Here is a 19,291-nt window from a genome sequence, read left to right as displayed (position 1 = left end):
CACCGGGGCTCTTAATGAAGTTTCTTTCAGGTCAAAAGTCCTACAAAAGACTTTTCTCTACGGCAGAGAAGATGGGACCAGATACAAAGCCCATCAAAATAATGGCAACCGCCATAACCACCGCCGTCACTGTTGTCGCATTCAAAGAATGTCCGGCAATCTCGGCCTCGCCATCTTTCATATACATCACAACAATCGGGCGCAGATAGTAGTAAACACCGATCACAGAGTTCAACACACCCCACACTGCCAACCACAACAAACCTTCACCGATAGCTGCGTTGAACAGATAGAACTTACCGAAGAAGCCCAGTGTTGGTGGAATACCCGCCAAAGAAAGCAGGAACACAGTCAAACACAGCGCCAGCATCGGTCTTTGTTTTGCAAAACCAGCCAGATCATCCACGTTCACAATGTGGTTTTCAGATTTTTCGATCATGCTTGCAACAGCAAATGCACCCAAGGTCATCAGGCCGTAAGCCAGCAGATAGAAGATCACACCAGAAGCCCCAAATGCACCGTTATCGCTCACACCCGCCGTGATAATACCCACCAGAAGATAACCGGAGTGGGCAACAGAGGAATAAGCAATCATGCGTTTGAAGTTGTTCTGAAGAATCGCTGCCGTGTTGCCCACGATCATGGTGATCACAGCCAGCCATTGAAGGATATCAAATAAATGATCCGATCCCGTCAAAGACTTCGTCGCAATGATACGCAGGAACGCCGCGAAGGACACTGTTTTCACCGCTGTTGCCATGAAAGCAGAGTGCGGAGTCGGAGCCCCCTGGTAAACGTCCGGAGTCCAAGCGTGGAATGGAGCAATGGAAACCTTAAAGCAGAAGCCCAGGATCACAAAAGTCACACCAAACAGGAACAGACGGCTTGTTTGCACAAGCTCAGCCGCATTGTCCATGAAGCTCAGGATGTTTGTGCCACCCGTGGAACCGAAGATGAAGGCCACACCGTACAGGAACAATGCCGAAGCAAAAGAACCCAGAACGAAGTATTTCAAAGCCGCTTCCTTGGAAAGCTTTTCTTCATGGCTCATAGCGATCATCAGATACAACGCCAAAGACATCATTTCCAGACCGATGAAGACCATCAGAAGATCCACAGCCGAAACCAGGATCAGCATACCAATCGCGGAACTCATCGCCAGGAAGATCAATTCAGAGAACTGCTTTCCTTTGGTCGCCGGATTTTCATACATCATGACCATTGCAGCACCTGCCGCAGCCAGGGAAATGATTCCCATCCACTGAGTCACGCCATCAAAGATCAGACCGTTGTTGAAGGCTGTTTTATCCGCGCCACCAAAAACGACCAAAAGAACCACCGCAACCACAATCCCGATTAACGCCTGAGAAAGCGTGATCAAAGAATGTTGTTCGCGGTTGCCACGAAGAACCTTCGTGGTGATTGGCAACAAACTTGCCAAGAACAAAGCGATCATCGGAGAGATCAGAAGAATGTCGCTAAGACCGATATTGATATTCATTAGTTTTCTCCTTGCGCATGAGTCACATCAACGGCGCCGGGCTGAACAATCGTCAGATTATAATTGCTTCTGTTGTTCACAAGATAATCGATGCTGGCTTTGGAATAGTTCAGGAAATGATTCGGGAACAGACCCATCCAGAACACCATGATCACCATCGGAACCAAAACTGCGATTTCACGGGCATTCAGATCATGCAGGGGGTGGTGCTCATCTTTAACAAGCTCTCCTTGTTCACCGAAGAAGACGCGTTTGAACATCCACAACATGTAAACCGCACCCAAAACCACACCGGACACCGCGAAGTACGCGAACACCGGATTGGCCTGATAAGTTCCCAGAAGGATAAAGAATTCACCCACGAAACCATTGGTCATTGGCACCGCAATGGAAGACAGCGTGATGATAAAGAAGAAGATCGTGAAGATCGGCAACACACCCGCCAAACCACCGTATTTGGAGATTTCACGGGAATGCGTTCTTTCGTAGATCATACCAATCAGGATGAACAGCGCCCCTGTGGAAATACCGTGATTCAGCATCTGATAAAGACCGCCACCCATGCCGTAAGCATTGAAGGCAAACAGTCCCAAAAGAATGTAACCCATGTGGGATACGGAAGAATAAGCCACCAGTTTTTTCACATCCGGCTGAACCATCGCCACCAAAGCACCATAGATAATGCCCACAGTACCGATCAACATGAACAACCAAGCCCAGTATTCAGAAGCCTCTGGGAACAATGGAATCACCCAGCGCATGAAACCGTAAGTACCCATTTTCAGCATCACACCCGCCAGAATCACAGATCCTGGTGTCGGAGCCTCAACGTGGGCATCCGGCAACCAGGTATGAACCGGGAACGCCGGAACCTTGATCGCAAACGCCAAAGCAAACGCAAAGAACAACAAAGTTTGAAGGCTGAAGAACGTGCCACCCACAAACGGAATCTGAAGTTTGTAGAAATCCAGCAAGCTTGCGCTCATCTGGCCAGTGGCTTCCTGAGTCAGATACATCATATAGATGATCGCCACCAGCATCAGTACGGAACCCGCCATCGTGTAGATGAAGAATTTCACGGTTGCATAGATACGGCGTGCACCACCCCAGATACCGACCATGAAGTACATCGGAACCAGAGAAAGCTCCCAGAACACATAGAAGAAGATCGCATCCATTGCCAGGAAAGTACCCAGCATCGCTGTTTGCAGAATGAACATACAAACGTGGAAGCCTTTTATGCGTTCCGTGATGGATGTCCAGCTGGCCAGAATAATGATCGGAGTCAGGAACGTGGTCAGAAGAACCAGCCACAGCGAGATCCCGTCGATTCCCATGAAATACTGAATACCGAAACGCTCAATCCACATGAATTTTTCCACCAGTTGCAGACCCGTCGCAGAAGCGTCGAAGTGCTTGAAGATGGAAAGACTGACTAGGAACTCAATCAAAGACAAACCCAAAGCCAGGTGGCGAATGGTGTTCGCCTTAGGCCAAATCGCGATCAGAAGCGCGAACAAAAGAGGTAGAAAAACAATGCTACTTAGGATCATACATTACCTCATGATCACAAATGAAAGGGCCACAACCACGCCGATGCCGATATACATCGCGTACTGCTGCATGTTTCCAGTTTGAACAGAGCGAACGAAAGAACCCATGCCACGCACAAGATCCCCGGCCCAGAAGGTCATTTTATCAATGAAGTTCACATCGATATAATACCAGGTGTTCTTACTGAGGTTTATCAAAGGATTAATGATTCCGCCGAAGTACGCCTCATCCACGAAGTATTTGTTGTTCACAAGGTTGTAAACAGGCTTGATGCTTTCTGCGATTTTCTTCGGAGTTTCCGGAGACTTCACATAGAACTGATAAGCCACTATCGCAGACACCGTTGCAAGACCCACTGAACAGCCCATCAGAACCCATTCAGTCGTGTGATCAATCGCTGTCCAGCCCGGAATCGGAGAAATCATTGGGTGCAACCAGTGCTCCCAGAAGTTCGGCATGTGACCCAAGTGCTCACCGATAACATGCGGAACCCCAATCCAACCGGCAAATACAGAAAGAATTGCCAGAATGATCAAAGGAATCGTCATGATCGCAGAAGATTCATGCGGGTGAACATCGGGGGAAACACGGCTCTTACCCCAGAACGTCAAAGCCATCAAACGAGTCATGTAGAACGCCGTCAAAGTGGCACCCACAACACCCGCCGCCCAAAGGATCGGAGAACCCATTGGAGAATGGAATGCATAAGCCAGGATTTCATCCTTGGAGAAGAAACCAGAGAACAATGGAGTTCCGATGATTGCCAGCCAACCCATCACGAAAGTGATATGAGTGATCGGCATGTATTTTTTCAAGCCACCCATTTTGCGGATGTCCTGTTCTTCGTGCATTCCGTGAATCACAGAACCCGAACCCAGGAACATCAGGGCTTTAAAGAATGCGTGAGTCATCAAGTGGAACATTGCTGCCCCGAAAGCACCCACACCCACAGCCAGGAACATATAACCCAACTGAGACACTGTGGAATAAGCCAGAACTTTCTTGATGTCGTTCTGAGTAATACCGATAGTTGCCGCAAACACCGCTGTCGCCGCACCGATGATCGCAATAACCATCATCGTATTCGGAGCCATGATAAAGAGAGGATTCAGACGAACGATCATGTAAACACCAGCTGTCACCATCGTCGCCGCGTGGATCAACGCGGACACTGGTGTTGGGCCGGCCATCGCATCTGGAAGCCAAACGTACAATGGGATCTGAGCGGACTTACCCGTCGCCCCAATGAACAGGAACAGCGTTCCCAAAGTCAAAGCCCCCAACCAGGTGGATTCAGCCACTGTCGGAGCCAAGGCGTTGAGTTCAGAGAAATTCAAAGTTCCGAAAGTGATGAACAAAACAAACATCCCCAGCAGGAACGCCGCATCCCCGATACGATTGGTGATGAAGGCTTTCATACCGGCTGCCGCTTTTTCCTTGTCCGTGAACCAGAAACCGATCAGCAAGTAAGAGCAAAGACCCACACCTTCCCAACCCACGAACATCACCAGCAAGCTGTCGCCCAAAACAAGCAGCAACATGTTGAAGATGAACAGATTCAGGTAGGCAAAGTATTTCGCCACACCCTTATCGTGGTGCATGTAACCGATAGAGAATAAATGGATCAAAGTACCAACACCCGTGATCACCAGGATCATGATGGCGCTGATCTGATCGACCACAAAGCCTGCGTTGACTTTAAACTTATCAATCGCCATCCACTCAAAGAAGCTCACCGCAATACGGCGGCCTTCTGCTGGCATAGAGATCAGATCAACAACCAAAAGGATTGCGGAAATAAAGGAGATCGCCACCGCCACCGTTGCGATGGAACCGGCAACATTGCCGGAGTGTTTTTTATATCTAGCACCGTTGATCAGGAAACCAACAAAAGGAGCCAGAATCAGGATTGCCATTAATAGAGAATGATTCACAGCTTATCCCCTATCCTTTCAAGTGCTCAAAGAAGCGAATGTTCACTTCGTTGAATCGTTTAAAGATGGACACTGCCAGCGCCAGACCCACCGCTGCTTCCGCAGCCGCAATCGTCATAACGAAGAAGACCATGATATGACCATCCAGGATGCCCAGATATTTGCTGAATGCCACGAACGTCAGATTCACAGAGTTCAGCATCAATTCGATGGACATCAAAAGAACGATCACGTTACGGCGAACAAGCACCCCTGCCATGCCGATAACGAACAACAAAGCTGCCAGAACCAAATAGTGTGTCAGGCCGATATTAGTAATGAACTCAGTGTTCATGTGTTCCACCTTTACTGCGTGCCAATGCCACTGCACCAACTGCGATTACCAAAAGAAGTACACCCAAAGCCTCAAAACCGAAGATGTATTTAGAGAACAGGATATTCCCCAAAGCTTTGGTTGTTTCCATTCCTGTGCCGACCATCACCGGATTGTCCGTGGTCTTTTCACCCATCAAGCTGACAGACATGGCGATCGCACCCACAACCAGACCTGCCAACAAGCCCACAGAGGCAATTTTAACAGCCCCTGTGAATTTGCCTTTAGTGAAGGCCTGAACGTCTTTTTTCAAGTCAAAGAGCATGATCACCATCGTGAACAGAACCATGACCGCACCGGCGTAAACGATCAACTGAACACCCGCGATAAAGAAGGCATTCAGGGTCACGAACAAGGCGGAAATTCCCACCATGGTCATTGCCAGACAAAGAGCGGAGTAAATCGGATTGGACATCAAAATGACACTAAGGCCAGAGGCCAGAGTGACAAACGCTAAAAACCAGAAAAGAAATGCATCTGCTGTCATTTTAACTCCTTACAAAGATGCGATGTAGATCACAAAGGCTGTGATAATGGTGTTTGCCAAAGCCCAAGGAAGCATCGTCTTCCAGCCCAGATCCATCAACTGATCGTAACGGAAACGAGGCAGAGTCCAACGAACCCAGATGAAGACCCACATAAAGAATGCAAACTTCACGTTAAACGCCAGGAAGTGAATCAACGCCACCAAAGCACTTGCCTTGCCCGCCGTTGAAGTCACGCTTGCCGCCCATTCATTCAGTTCAGCAACAGAAACATAAGGGATTGTGTAACCACCGAAGAAGAACAACACCATCAGGCCGGAAGCGATCATCATGTGACCGTATTCCCCGATGAAGAACATGTTGAACTTGAAACCGCCGTACTCAGTGTGGAAACCACCTACCAGCTCGGATTCACCCTCTGCCAAGTCGAATGGTAAACGATTGGATTCAGCAAACGCCGCAGAGAAGAACAAGATGGCTGCCAGAGGTTGATAGAAAATACCCCAGTTCGGAAGCCAGCTTGCCGTCACATTGTTACCCAGGAACGTGAAGGACAACGGACCCTGTTGAGCCAGTGTCATTTCCGTCAGGTTGAATGTTCCGTAAAGCATGATCACGCCAACGATGGAAAGACCCAAAGCCAGTTCGTAAGAGATCGTTTGCGCGGAAGCACGAAGCGCACCCATCAAAGTGTACTTATTACCAGAACCCCAACCCGCCATCAGCAACGTGTAAGCTGCCAAAGAGCTCACACCCAGGATGAACACGATACCCACGCCGATTTCATAACCCTGAACCAGGAACGTGTAAGGACCCCAAGTGGAGCCGAACATTTCAAAAGTTCCAACCTGAATTGGCGAGGACATTGGAATTGCAGAGAAAGCCACCGCCCCCGGAATCAAAGCAAACACCGGCGCTGCATAGTACAGGAAGGGTTTTGCTGTATCGGGAACAAAGTTTTCCTTGGTCAGGAACTTCACGGCATCCGCCAGAAGCTGCATCAAACCCAAAGGGCCTACGCGGTTCGGACCCAGACGATCCTGAATGAAGGCAGATCCACGGCGCTCAAGCCAAACCAGAATCGGCACCATCTGAACCATCATCAGGAAGATGACGACCAGCTTAAGACCGTTCACGGTGATTTCAAAAATATCTTTACCCATTCCCATTGATTAGTCCCACTCCAAAGCTTTTGATTTAACTTCCCAGAAGAGCCCGAAGATGAAGATCGCGATGAATACCATCATCGAGATGAAGACGAATGCGCCACCACCAGTCGAGATGAATTCACGGAAGGAAATCGCCCAAGGGTACATGAAGATAATCTCGATATCGAAAAGAATGAAAAGGATCGCTGTCAGATAGTACTTAACAGAAATCTTTGTTTCTTTCTTTTCGATCCCAGGAATACCGCACTCGTAGGGCTCGTACTTCACGGGGTTATAAACCGGTTTCGTTCCGGTAATGTTGGCAGCAAGCCAAACTAAGAATGCTCCAAATAGAGCAATGAATATGACGATGAATATGACTCCACCGAGTGGCACTAGTCCCTCCAAAGTTGTCGTTATTATTTGGATTTCAATTAGTTATATATGTGTCGTCAGTGAAAACCAAGAAATATGAATGGAAACAAGGCGATAAGCGTGGCAAGATGAGCCCACCAAATGAAAGCGGAAATCACTCACACAAGGCTTGAATCCATCCTGGAAAGAGCCTTCGAAACAACTCGCGGTAAGATTCAAGTGACCGGGGCAGCGTCACCGCTTGCGCTTGCTTACTTTTTGTCACAAACATATTCTAAAAAAATCAACAGCTTGCCGCATCTTGTTGTGGTTGGTAGTCATCGCGAAGCCGTGACTTTGCAGCAGCTTTTGGAGTTTTTTGACCCGAGTCGTCAAAGCCATATTCTGCCTGCTTTCGATGTTTCCCCATATTCAGGCCTCTACCCGAACACTCAGGTGGTCGCGGACCGCATTCGTTTTCTGGCGAAAGCTCAATCGGCTAAAGCTGGAGAAATATTCATATCCTCTTCTGACGCACTGATGCAGAAGACTTTGCCGGTGAAGATTCTGAAAGATCTTTCCCGCACAGTTCGGGCCGGTGACGAGCTTCCTGAAAATCTATCGGACTATTTCGGCTCTTTGGGATATGTCGCAGCTCCGATGGTAGAAGATAAAGGTCAGTTCGCTGTGCGTGGGGGTATCGTGGATATTTATCCACCGACCGAATCTCAGCCCATTCGCATGGACCTGTTCGGTGATCAGGTGGAAAGCCTTCGTTATTTTGCGATCTCGGATCAACGAAGCGCTGATGAAATATCTTCTTTTGTTCTGACTCCGGCGCGCGAGGTTCTTTTCCGCGATGAAACCCACGAACGCCTGTTGCAGCGGGTGCGCGCCTCCATTGAAGGCCGCAAAGTCGATAAAGCCGAGGCTGAAGAAACCCTGCGCTCTTTGGTTTTGCAAAACGCTTTTCCGGGAATTGAGTTTTTACTTCCTTATTTTTATGGCGAGCTGGCAACACCCGTGGACCATTTCCCGGGCGCTTTAAATTTATGGTTCCTGGACCCGGTTGAAATTTCCCGCTGTGCCGATGAAAGCTGGGCAGAAATCAAGGCCGACTATACCACCAGCGAAGCCCACGTCATTCGCCCGGCACTGGATGATCTTTATACGACTTTTGAAAATCTGAATTATCCCCTGGAGTCACGACAGGTTTATTTTTCTTCACTGGAATATTTTGAAGAGGAAAATTCTGAAGATTCCCGTGTCGAATATCGCACGGCCCTGACTCAGGATTTTACAAATCTGGGACTTGCCAATGCCGTGGGGTCTGAGCCGTGGTTGCAGGCTGCCACCAACAAACTTCATCGTTGGCGCGACGAAGGCTATCGCATTTTTGTCAGCACCAAAAACCAATCCCATATCGACCGTCTGTCTTTGGTGTTTGAAAAGCTGGAACTCAAAGCGGTGCGCGCCAACAGCGATGAATACCGCTGGGATTCGTGGCTGCAAGAACAAGATCAGAATCCTTCGTTAATACACATCGTGCCCCGCTATCTGGCGGAAAGCCTGCGCCTTGAAGAAGAACGCCTGATCTTCCTGCGCGACGAGGACTTCTACGGAAAAAAACAACGCTCACGCGAAAGCTCGGGTGCCGAGGATTTCCAGAAGCAAGCCAAACGGTTGTCCTTTGGTGATTTAAAGCCGGGCGACCTGGTTGTTCACGTCAAACACGGTATCGGTCAGTACGAAGGCCTGAAAATCATGAACATCGGCGGCGTCGAATCTGAATACATTCAGGTCGGCTACAAAGATAAAGACAAGCTCTACCTGCCTGTCTATCGTGTGGGCCAGTTGCAAAAGTTTTCGGGCGCTGGTGCTACCAGTGTCCTGGATAAATTGGGCGGCACTGCCTGGGAAAAAACCAAAGCCAAAGTTAAAGCGCACGTTCGCGATATTGCTTCCGATCTTTTGCAGCTTTATGCCAAACGTGCAGAAATGCACCGGCCTCCGTTTACCTTGAACGAAAACGAAGTGGCCCTGTTCGACAATGGCTTTCCTTATGAAGAAACTGACGACCAGCTGCGTGCCATCAACGACATTCGCCGTGATTTAAAATCCACCAAACCCATGGATCGCCTGGTTTGCGGCGATGTGGGCTTTGGTAAAACGGAGGTCGCCATGCGTGCGGCCTTCTTTGCCATCCAGGCCCGCAAGCAGGTCGCGGTTCTGGCCCCGACGACTGTTTTGACCTTCCAGCACTTTGAAACCTTTAAAAAACGTTTTGAAGGCTGGCCGGTGGATATCCGTGTGCTGAATCGTTTTGTACCTCCAGCCGAAGCCAAGAAGACCTTGCAGGATCTTAAAGACGGCAAGGTCGATTTGATCGTGGGTACGCACAAGTTGCTGGGCTCTGCGGTTGGTTATAGGGACCTGGGTCTTTTGATCATAGACGAAGAACAAAAATTCGGCGTCACTCACAAAGAGAAAATCAAAAAGATCAAAACCAGCGTGGATACTCTGACCTTGTCCGCGACACCAATTCCAAGAACCTTAAATATGGCTCTTGTGGGTATTCGCGATTTAAGTTTGATCAACACCGCGCCCGTAGATCGTCTGCCGACGCGTACTTTTGTGACGAAGTTTGATCCTGAAACCATTCGCAAAGCCATCACTGCGGAAATCTCTCGCGGCGGGCAGGTTTACTTCATCCATAACCGCATTGAATCCATTTATGGATTAGTGGATGAAATTCGTCAGATTGTTCCTGAAGCCCGTATCCGTGTGGCTCACGGACAGATGGAAGAACACGAGCTTGAAAAAGCAATGCTGGCCTTCTTCCATCACGAAATTGACGTTTTAGTCTGCACTGCGATTGTCGAATCCGGCATGGACGTGCCTCGTGCAAATACGATGTTTATTGATACGGCCCACCTGTTTGGTCTGTCACAGCTTTACCAGCTACGCGGACGCGTGGGTCGCAGCAAGACGCGTGCGTATTGTTATTTGATGATGCCAAGGGATCGCAAGCTGGATAAAGAACAGCAAGAGCGCCTGAAGATCATTCAGGAAAACACTGCCCTGGGCAGTGGCATTAAAATCGCGCAATACGATCTGGAACTGCGTGGTTCCGGAAACATTCTGGGCGAGGAACAATCCGGTCATATTAACTCTGTCGGCTACGAGCTTTACATGGATCTTCTGAATGAAGCTTTAGCAGAAGCCAAGGGTGAATCTGTTGAAGACATGGACTTGGACCCGGAAATCAATCTGAAGATCCCGGCTCTGATTCCGGATTCTTATATCAAGGACATCCGTATTCGTCTGGGCTACTATAAAGCCTTGGCAGATATTTCCTCGAACGAGGACCTGGATCGCATCGAAGAAGAGCTGCGCGATCAGTTCGGACCAATTCCGGATCAGACCGTGAACCTGATGGGACTGATGCTGATTCGTCGTCAGTGTAAAGAGTTGGGAGTTCGTGATATCAGTGCGGGATTAAAATCCGTGTCCTTGATCTTCACAGAAAAAACCAAACTCAGTCCTGAAAAAGTCATTCCATTGGCCGTGCGTGAAAGCAAGAAATACTCTTTGACTCCGGACAACCGCTTGAACATCAAGCTGGCCACCATCACGTGGTCCGCAGTGCACGACGAACTTGATGCACTTCTAAGACTGATATAATTGCTTTAAAGATTTGGCGTCTCATTTCAGGACATCCTTTAGACCTGAATCCTGAGCGCCGATAAGTATCTCATGAATATTTATCAGATCTGGTACGTTCTTTTTGCGCTGATCCTATCCGGATGCAGTCTTGATGCCACACTCCTGAGCTCTTCAAGCAGCACACTCTCTGGCAATAACGAACAGAAACCCGAAGGCTCTCTATCGACCCGAATTTCCGCCGGAGCCTCTCATACTTGCTTGATTAAAAACGATCACACAGTTTGGTGTTGGGGTGATAATTCTTACGGACAATTGGGTGACGGCACAACCCTGTCCACGACGTCACCCGTTCAAGTTATTGATCCGGGCGTTTTATATAAAAGCATCTCGGTCAGTGATAATTTTAGTTGCGGTATTACCACCACCAACTCCGCACGCTGCTGGGGTCATAACAACACAGGACAGTTAGGGGACGGTACGACAAATGAATCTCATGTCCCCACACAGGTCTTGGGCCTTGAAGCCAATGTACTTTCTATTTCCGCCGCCGGGGAAAAATGGGGCAACTACGGATACGCTTGCGCCGTTCTTATGGATATGACCCTTCAATGCTGGGGCTCTCACCCGGCCAATATCGGCGATGGCACTCAATACAGCCTCACTCCTGTTTCCTTTTCCGGCTTAAGCAATGTGATTCAGGTGTCTTCCAGCCGAGGTCACACCTGTGCTCTTTTAAAATCCAAAAGCGCCGTCTGCTGGGGAGGAAATCAAACAGGACAACTGGGTGATGGCACTGGTATAAGCTCTAACTCTCCGGTGGCAGTCAGTGGCCTGACAAATATTAAAAGGATTGTTGCAGGCTCCTCGGCGTGGATGAATGACGGCATCAGTTGCGCACTCCTTGAAAGTGGTCAGGTCCAATGCTGGGGATCGAACCACTCCGGGACATTGGGAAATGGTGACAATGCGGTGACACATTCCCTGGTACCCATTGAAGTCGTCGGCCTTAGTGATATCAAAGACATCAATATCGGTTACGGCAACGACAGCAACGGTAACGGCACCGCCTGTGCCATCACCTCAAATGGTGACTTGTATTGCTGGGGATCTAATTCAACCGGCATGGTGGGGGATGGAACGACATCTCCGACATATACTCCTCTTAAAGTTGCCAATCTTTCGGGAGTTCAAATATCGATTGCTTTGGGTGAAGGCGGCGATAATGGCAGCGGCCACAGTTGTGCACTGAATGCACAAGAACATTATAGCTGCTGGGGTGCCAACTATGCAGGTCAGCTGGGCGACGGAACAACAAGCTCCCGTCTGTCGCCTTAGAATTCAAATCTTAAGCCTGCACCATAAGTAAAATCAGTCTCTGTGTTTGGATCATCCGGCGCTTCGGTTTTGGCATACTGGGTGGCATAGACATCCAGGAAAGTGTTTTCCAGTCCCCAGTTAAAGGTGCTTTCTTTGGCGGTATCGTAATCAATCCAATCAAGCTGAATCAAGAATCCCACCGTATAGTTATAGCCCAGTTGAGTCGTCGCAGAGAATGAATCTGTCGCACTTTTTTCTGAAACACCCATCTGCCAGACATTCAACCCAACATAAGGCGCCACATAGGGTTCGTTCATAATCATGTCTGCCGTAAAACGAAAAGCCGCGCCGTACTTGCTGATCTCCAGACTGCGTGAATTATCCGCATCCACCCGGCCCATTCCATAAAACAAACCTGCCGATAACGAACCCAGGAAGAAATTGAATTTATAATCAAAACCCGCCTGAACCAGATTCACCGTATCTTCGCCAAAGACATCCTTGTAAGACATGCCGTCCAAAGTGGAAATGAAATTTTTAAAGTTAACCGCCTCATAGTCCAATCCAAAATAAACCCCGTGAGTTTCACGACGCTCTTTGTAGGGCGCAAGATTGTCCTGTCGGATTTGAACTTCCACCAAAGGAAGGTCCTGCGGGGGAACTTCAACCAGATTTTCTGTCGGAACAGATTCTTCAGAAGGAGCTTCCACAATGGCAGGAACCTCCTCTTCTTCGACAGGAACCGCTTCGGCCGTGGCCTCTTCGTTTTCCACTGACTCTTCCGCGGGCGCATCTTCTGTTGCAAAATCCAAGGAATCATCCGCGGCTGGGACCTCTTCGACAATGGCCTCTTGAGGTTCGGTGACATCCAACTCTTCTTCAAAGTCCTGCGCCATGGCGGAAAAGCCAACAAAAGCTGTTAGCAGAATACATACTTTGGATTTAAGACTTTGGTGCAATTTCATGCTGTCTCTCAAATCTCGCCTACCTTCGTTCAGGCACAGTGATAGTCTGAATATATGAGTAAGTATATCAGGGAAATCTTTGGGAATTTGAGCATTAGTCTTCTGATTCTTGTTTTTCCCCACCTTGTGCTAGCTGGTCCAGATAAAATCTCCCGCATTATCGACCAAAGAATCGCGCAAATGACCCCGGAAGAAAAAGTCGGACAACTTTTCATCGTGGGCTTCCCCTATACTGAAATCACTCCCGAGCTTGAATCCTTTATGAAAAAATACAAGCCGGGATCTTTCCTTCTGTTTAAGCGCAACATCACCTCAGCCACTCAGATTCGTGATTTGAATTTGCAGCTTTATAAAGCCAGCTACCGGTATTCAAAGCTTCCGCCTTTTATTGCCATTGATCAGGAAGGCGGCGCAGTTTCAAGACTTCCCATCACTCCCGCGCCTCCCAATGCACTGGCCATCGGACAAACACAGTCGCCTCTTCTGGCCGAGGAAATGGGTCATCAAACAGGGCTCTTTCTGCGTGAGGTGGGTTTTAATATGAATCTGGCGCCGGTTCTGGATGTGGTTGATCCCTATTCGACCAGCTTTATTGGGGTGCGCTCTTTTGGTTCTGATCCAGAACTGGTGCGTGACATTGGGGTCGCTTATTCGAAAGGTCTTTTAAAGGCACGCGTAATCCCCACAGCCAAACATTTCCCCGGCACCGGCAGTTTAAATCAGGACCCTCACGTGACCGTGGTGGAAAATAAGACCTCTTTGGAAACTTTCAAAAAACGCGATCTGGTGCCTTTCATCGGCTATAGCAAGCTGGGGCAGAATATCGCGGTCATGATGTCGCATCTGATTTATCCGGAACTGGATTCGACCCGAGAGCCGGCCAGTTTTTCCCGTAGAATTGCCGCGGATCTTTTGCGTGACGACTTAAAGTATCAGGGCCTGGTTATGACTGACGACTTGCAGATGCAGGGATCAAAACAGGTTCTGCGTCCCGAGGCAGCCGCGCTGAAGGCTTTGAAATCCGGATCTGATATTGTCATGCTGACCTGGTCCTTTGCCGATCAGGGAAAAGCGTTTGATTACGTTTTAAAAGCCCTGCAAGACGAAGATCTTTCCGCCCGTGAGGTTGACAGCAAACTTCGCCGCATTCTTCGTGTGAAAGCGTTTGCGAACGTCTATCGCAAGGACCCGAAGGTGCCTTCACTTCTTAGCGGCAACCACCTGACCTCAGCCGACTATGCCAGTGTTGAGGACGAAGTCCTCTCCCAAAATTTAAAAACCAGTTTGATCCCACGTCATTTGCCTCCTGCAAAGATCCAGCAACGAAAGCCGGCTTCGACAGAAAAAGTCTGTGCGGCGTCCCCTTCCATGGATTTTCTAAATTCTTTCTCTGAAGGTGTTGCGATGCCGAATCTGCATTTACGGAATCACACCAGTTCCGCGGATATCATTTCATGGATTAAAAAGCACCACTGCATGGCTTTGTTTGTCGGGGTCACAGGCCCCCGCACCGCCCGGCAGATTCGTGGGCTGACCCCTGACAGTAAAAGTAAAATTATCGTGGTCAATCTGGGTGCACCTCGCCTGTTCCCGCGCAGCAGAGGCTATCGACAGGTAATTCAGCTCTATTTCAATCACAAGGATGCCGGAAAAAAGATCGCAAAGTTCCGCGAGGAAATCCTGCAAAGTTCGCAGGGAACCTTTGCCCTGAAAGATTAACTTTTAAAGTTCCGGCGGATTCGCCAAAAAGAAACGGAGGCTTGTGGCCTCCGTTTTTGATTCTTACTTTTTCGCTGGCAGCTGCTCTGCTGCTTCGATTTTTGCTCTGGCATGAGCCCAGTCGCGCTGGAACTCTGCCCAGTCTTCGTCTGTGATCAGTTCGTTCATGATCTTTTTCTCGGAAAGAGCCAGGAACTCTTTCGTTGCCTGAAGATCAATTTCTTCTGGAAGATCAGCAATGTTCGCAAGAATATTCACGCCCTCAGGAGAAACCTGGCAGTAACCCCAGCTGATAACAGCCATGTCCTGCTTTTCTTTTCCTTTGAGTTTCCATTTCATCACACCTGTTTCCAAAGTCGTGATCAAAGGAGCGTGACCAGGAAGAATATTCAATTCCCCCTTGAATGCTGGAACAGTCACCTCTTCGACCTCCTGGCCGACAAGGATGCGCTTTTCCGGAGTCACGATTGTTAGTTTCATATTCACCCCTTAGGAAGGGCAGGCACTAGGCCTGCAGCTTCTTAGCTTTCTCGATAGCGTCTTCAATAGTACCAACAAGGTAGAACGCCTGCTCTGGAAGAGCATCATGCTTACCATCAAGGATTTCACGGAAGCCCTTAACAGTGTCTTTGATATCAACGTATTTACCTTGCAAGCCAGTGAACTGCTCAGCAACGAAGAACGGCTGAGACAAGAAGCGCTGGATCTTACGGGAACGGGAAACAACCAGTTTATCGGATTCAGACAACTCGTCCATACCAAGGATGGCGATGATGTCCTGAAGTTCACGGTAACGCTGCAACAACGCCTGAACGTCACGAGCGCACTTGTAGTGTTCTTCACCAATAACAGTTGGATCCAAAAGACGTGAAGTAGAAGTCAATGGGTGAACCGCCGGGAAGATCGCCATAGCTGCGATATCACGATCCAAGTTTGTCGTAGCATCCAAGTGAGTGAACGTGGTTGCCGGAGCTGGATCCGTGTAGTCATCCGCTGGTACGTAAACCGCTTGAACGGAAGTGATGGAACCTTTTTTAGTGGAAGTAATACGCTCTTGCAAAGCACCCATCTCAGTTGCCAAAGTTGGTTGGTAACCAACGGCAGAAGGGATACGACCCAACAACGCGGAAACTTCAGCACCCGCTTGAGTAAAGCGGAAGATGTTATCCACGAAGAAAAGAACGTCCTGGTTTTCAACGTCACGGAAGTATTCCGCAACAGTCAAACCTGTCAAAGCCACACGTGCACGAGCTCCAGGAGGTTCATTCATCTGACCGAACACCAAAGAAGTCTTGGCCAAAACGCCAGACTGCTTCATTTCCTGCCACAAGTCATTACCTTCACGAGTACGCTCACCCACGCCGGCGAATACAGAGAAACCACCGTGCTCAGTCGCGATGTTACGGATAAGTTCCTGGATCAGAACTGTTTTACCAACGCCCGCACCACCGAACAAACCGATCTTACCACCCTTTGCGTATGGAGCCAGCAAGTCAACGACCTTGATACCAGTCATCAACATCGCAGCCGCAGTCGCCTGGTCTTCAAATTTAGGAGCTGTTCTGTGGATACCCCAGTGTTCTTTTGCGTTCACTGGGCCTTGTTCGTCGATAGGCTCACCAACCACGTTGATGATACGGCCCAAAGATTCACGGCCCACTGGAGCTGTGATCTGAGTGCCCAAAGATTTAACTTTTTCACCACGAACCAAACCTTCAGTTTGGTCCATCGCAATAGTTCTTACCACACCGTCACCCAAGTGCTGGGCAACTTCTAGTACAAGGTTGAACTCAGAGTCAGATACGAATTTATTAGTTACACGAAGAGCGGAGTTGATGGCAGGAAGTTCGCCGCCTTCAAATTCCACGTCCACTACGGGACCCATCACCTGTTTTACTTTACCGAATGCCATTATTCAGCTCCCTATTTAAGCGCTTCTGCGCCCGATACGATTTCAGTCAATTCTGTAGTAATTTTTTCTTGTCTCAATTTGTTGTATGTCAGAGTGAGCTTGTTGATCATCTCTTTCGCGTTGTTCGTCGCGTTTTCCATCGCACTCATACGAGCACCATGTTCACCCGCAACGGATTCGGACATACATCTGTAAACCTGAAGTTCGAAGTGCTTTTCAAGAAGCTCTTTGATGATCTTCTCTGGAGCCGGTTCGAAAATCATGTTGGTTTCACATACAACAACCTGGGAAATCGCAGATTTGAATTCGTTGTGAACGATACGAACTTCGTCGTAATTACCTTCAAGGTAGTCGTTCAAAATACGATTTGAAACCTTGGAAGCCAGCTCATAGGAAATGTCCTTATCAAGCTTGGTGATGTAATCAACAGGCTTGATGTCTCTTCTTGCGAAGTAGTCATGAGCGCGACGGCCAATGAACAGGAAGTCGATTTTCTCAACTTTATCCTTGTTCTCTTTGTAGTAGTTCTCAGTGAATTTGTTGATATTGCTGTTGAAAGCGCCGCAAAGGCCGCGATCAGAGCTGATAACAACAAGCAAAACGTTCTTTACTTGTTCTTTCTTCTCCATCAACGGATGCGACACTTTATTTGTCACAGCGATATCCGCAATCACCTTACGCAAAGTCAGAGCATAAGGACGCATATTAACGATGTTATTCTGCGCCTTTCTCAACTTCGCAGCAGACACGAGCTTCATCGCTTTCGTGATCTGCTGGGTGTTTTTAGTGGACTCAATTCGAGCCCGGATATCCTTCAAGCTTGCCATTTAAGCACCAAATTACTTGTTAGAAGGTTGGAAGATAGCTTTGAACTCTTCAAGAGCCGCCAACAACGCTTTTTTAGTGTCGTCGCCGATAGCTTTCTTCTCAGAGATAGTTTTCAGGATGTCGCCATGCTTGTTTTTCAAGAATTCGATCATCTCAGCTTCGTATCTCTTAGCATCAGACTCAGGGTAGTTATCAATGAAGGCGTTGGAAGCCGCGAAGATCATAACGATCTGCTCTTCAACTTTTACCGGTTGATACTGAGGCTGTTTCAACACTTCGACCAAACGACGGCCACGAGCCAACTGTTGTTGAGTCGCTTTATCCAGGTCAGAAGCAAACGCTGCGAAGGCTTCCATCGCACGGAACTGAGCAAGCTCAAGTTTCATGGAACCGGCAACCTGTTTCATCGCCTTGATCTGAGCGGCACCACCCACGCGGGATACGGACTTACCAACAGAGATCGCTGGACGGATACCTTTATAGAACAAGTCTGATTCAAGGAAGATTTGTCCATCAGTGATGGAGATAACGTTTGTCGGGATGTAAGCAGAGATGTCACCCGCTTGAGTCTCGATGATTGGCAAAGCAGTCAAAGAGCCGCCGCCTTTATCAGCAGACAATTTGGATGCACGCTCTAGCAAACGGCTGTGTAGATAGAATACGTCACCTGGGTAAGCTTCACGGCCCGGAGGACGACGAAGAAGCAAGGACAACTGACGGTAAGCCTGGGCTTGTTTCGTCAAATCATCGTAAACGATCAAAGCGTGTCTGCCAGTATCACGGAAGTATTCCGCCATAGCTGTACCAGTGTACGCAGCAAGGTATTGAAGCGGAGCCGGGTCAGACGCATTTGCCGCGATGATAGTGGTGTACTCAAGAGCACCTGCTGCACGAAGTTTTTCAACAACCAATGCAACTGTGGATTGTTTTTGACCGATAGCCACGTAGAAGCACTGAACACCAAGACCTTTTTGGTTGATGATCGTATCAACTGCGATGGTTGTTTTACCAGTTTGACGGTCACCGATGATCAACTCACGCTGACCACGTCCGATTGGCACAAGGGCGTCGATCGCCTTGATACCAGTTTGAAGAGGCTCTTCAACCGGGTGACGGTAAACGATACCAGGAGCTTTTGTTTCAACGATACGGCTGTGAGGAGTGTTGATAGGACCACGACCGTCGATCGCGTTACCCAAACCGTCAACAACACGGCCCAAAAGTGCTTCACCAACTGGAACGGAAACGATCTTTTTAGTTCTCTTAACAACGTCGCCTTCTTTGATAAGACGGTCTTCACCGAAAAGAACGGCACCAACGTGACCTTCTTCAAGGTTCAAAGCCATCCCGAAAACTTCACCTGGGAACTCGATAAGTTCACCAGTCATTACATTTTCAAGACCATAGATACGAGCAACCCCGTCCCCTACGGAAAGAACGCTACCTGTTTCACTTACTTCAATCTTTTTGTTGTATTGATTGATTTGCTCTTTGAGAACGCGACTGATTTCGTCGGCACGGATTTGTGTTTCCAT

At 48.6% G+C, this 19,291-nt stretch carries 15 protein-coding genes; 3 read left to right on the top strand and 12 right to left on the bottom strand.

What is annotated here, in order from left to right; all coding sequences use genetic code 11:
- Positions 1 to 40 precede the first annotated feature (40 nt).
- Genes EZJ49_RS05835 through EZJ49_RS05805 form a run of 7 tightly spaced genes read right to left on the bottom strand, consistent with a single transcriptional unit; the run spans position 41 to position 7,391 of the window.
- Complete coding sequence (locus EZJ49_RS05835; protein WP_262555181.1) at positions 41 to 1,501, bottom strand: NADH-quinone oxidoreductase subunit N; 1,461 nt, start codon at positions 1,499 to 1,501, stop codon at positions 41 to 43.
- Positions 1,501 to 3,054, bottom strand: coding sequence for a NuoM family protein (locus EZJ49_RS05830; protein ID WP_262555180.1), 1,554 nt, complete (start codon positions 3,052 to 3,054; stop codon positions 1,501 to 1,503). The genes EZJ49_RS05835 and EZJ49_RS05830 overlap by 1 nt, the downstream gene beginning before the upstream one ends.
- Positions 3,055 to 3,057: 3 nt before the next feature.
- A complete protein-coding gene (nuoL, locus tag EZJ49_RS05825) occupies positions 3,058 to 4,971 on the bottom strand; it encodes an NADH-quinone oxidoreductase subunit L (RefSeq protein ID WP_410468759.1) in 1,914 nt (637 codons plus the stop codon).
- Positions 4,972 to 4,999: 28 nt separating this feature from the next.
- Complete coding sequence (nuoK, locus tag EZJ49_RS05820; RefSeq protein ID WP_262555178.1) at positions 5,000 to 5,323, bottom strand: NADH-quinone oxidoreductase subunit NuoK; 324 nt, start codon at positions 5,321 to 5,323, stop codon at positions 5,000 to 5,002.
- Positions 5,313 to 5,849 (bottom strand): NADH-quinone oxidoreductase subunit J, encoded by a 537-nt coding sequence (locus EZJ49_RS05815; protein WP_262555177.1) that lies wholly within the window; start codon positions 5,847 to 5,849, stop codon positions 5,313 to 5,315. Before EZJ49_RS05815 ends, nuoK begins: the two co-directional genes overlap by 11 nt.
- 9 nt (positions 5,850 to 5,858) lie before the next feature.
- On the bottom strand, positions 5,859 to 7,016 hold the full coding sequence (locus EZJ49_RS05810) for a complex I subunit 1/NuoH family protein (RefSeq protein WP_262555175.1): 1,158 nt from the start codon (positions 7,014 to 7,016) through the stop codon (positions 5,859 to 5,861).
- 3 nt (positions 7,017 to 7,019) lie between these two features.
- Positions 7,020 to 7,391: an NADH-quinone oxidoreductase subunit A gene (locus EZJ49_RS05805; protein ID WP_262555174.1), complete on the bottom strand. Its 372-nt coding sequence runs from the start codon at positions 7,389 to 7,391 to the stop codon at positions 7,020 to 7,022.
- A gap of 120 nt (positions 7,392 to 7,511) precedes the next feature.
- Here EZJ49_RS05805 and mfd point away from each other — a divergent pair, with 120 nt between their 5' ends.
- Both mfd and EZJ49_RS05795 read left to right on the top strand, forming a co-directional pair.
- On the top strand, positions 7,512 to 11,033 hold the full coding sequence (gene mfd / locus EZJ49_RS05800) for a transcription-repair coupling factor (RefSeq protein ID WP_262555171.1): 3,522 nt from the start codon (positions 7,512 to 7,514) through the stop codon (positions 11,031 to 11,033).
- 72 nt (positions 11,034 to 11,105) lie between these two features.
- Complete coding sequence (locus EZJ49_RS05795) at positions 11,106 to 12,350, top strand: RCC1 domain-containing protein (RefSeq protein ID WP_262555169.1); 1,245 nt, start codon at positions 11,106 to 11,108, stop codon at positions 12,348 to 12,350.
- On the opposite strand, the gene EZJ49_RS05790 is transcribed toward EZJ49_RS05795, so the two are convergent.
- Entirely contained in the window at positions 12,347 to 13,297 is a 951-nt protein-coding gene (locus EZJ49_RS05790) for a hypothetical protein (protein ID WP_262555166.1), read from the bottom strand. The genes EZJ49_RS05795 and EZJ49_RS05790 overlap by 4 nt on opposite strands.
- A 180-nt stretch (positions 13,298 to 13,477) precedes the next feature.
- Here EZJ49_RS05790 and EZJ49_RS05785 point away from each other — a divergent pair, with 180 nt between their 5' ends.
- Positions 13,478 to 15,016, top strand: a complete 1,539-nt coding sequence (locus EZJ49_RS05785) for a glycoside hydrolase family 3 protein (protein ID WP_262555164.1) — start codon at positions 13,478 to 13,480, stop codon at positions 15,014 to 15,016.
- A gap of 63 nt (positions 15,017 to 15,079) precedes the next feature.
- On the opposite strand, the gene atpC is transcribed toward EZJ49_RS05785, so the two are convergent.
- Genes atpC through atpA form a run of 4 tightly spaced genes read right to left on the bottom strand, consistent with a single transcriptional unit; the run spans position 15,080 to position 19,291 of the window.
- Positions 15,080 to 15,496 carry an ATP synthase F1 subunit epsilon gene (gene atpC / locus EZJ49_RS05780; RefSeq protein ID WP_262555162.1) on the bottom strand — a complete coding sequence of 139 codons (417 nt, stop codon included), beginning with the start codon at positions 15,494 to 15,496 and terminating at the stop codon, positions 15,080 to 15,082.
- Between the two features lie 25 nt (positions 15,497 to 15,521).
- Entirely contained in the window at positions 15,522 to 16,928 is a 1,407-nt protein-coding gene (atpD, locus tag EZJ49_RS05775; RefSeq protein WP_262555160.1) for a F0F1 ATP synthase subunit beta, read from the bottom strand.
- A gap of 11 nt (positions 16,929 to 16,939) precedes the next feature.
- A complete protein-coding gene (gene atpG / locus EZJ49_RS05770) occupies positions 16,940 to 17,755 on the bottom strand; it encodes an ATP synthase F1 subunit gamma (protein ID WP_262555158.1) in 816 nt (271 codons plus the stop codon).
- Positions 17,756 to 17,767: 12 nt separating this feature from the next.
- The gene (gene atpA / locus EZJ49_RS05765) at positions 17,768 to 19,291 is read right to left on the bottom strand and encodes a F0F1 ATP synthase subunit alpha (RefSeq protein WP_262555156.1); all 1,524 of its coding nucleotides are present in this window, start codon (positions 19,289 to 19,291) and stop codon (positions 17,768 to 17,770) included.

It is taken from the genome of Bdellovibrio bacteriovorus (assembly GCF_025558485.1).
GTDB classification, from domain to species: Bacteria; Bdellovibrionota; Bdellovibrionia; order Bdellovibrionales; family Bdellovibrionaceae; genus Bdellovibrio; species Bdellovibrio bacteriovorus_G.
The sequence above is the reverse complement of the archived record's forward strand: the minus strand, read 5'-3'. Positions and strand labels throughout refer to the sequence as shown.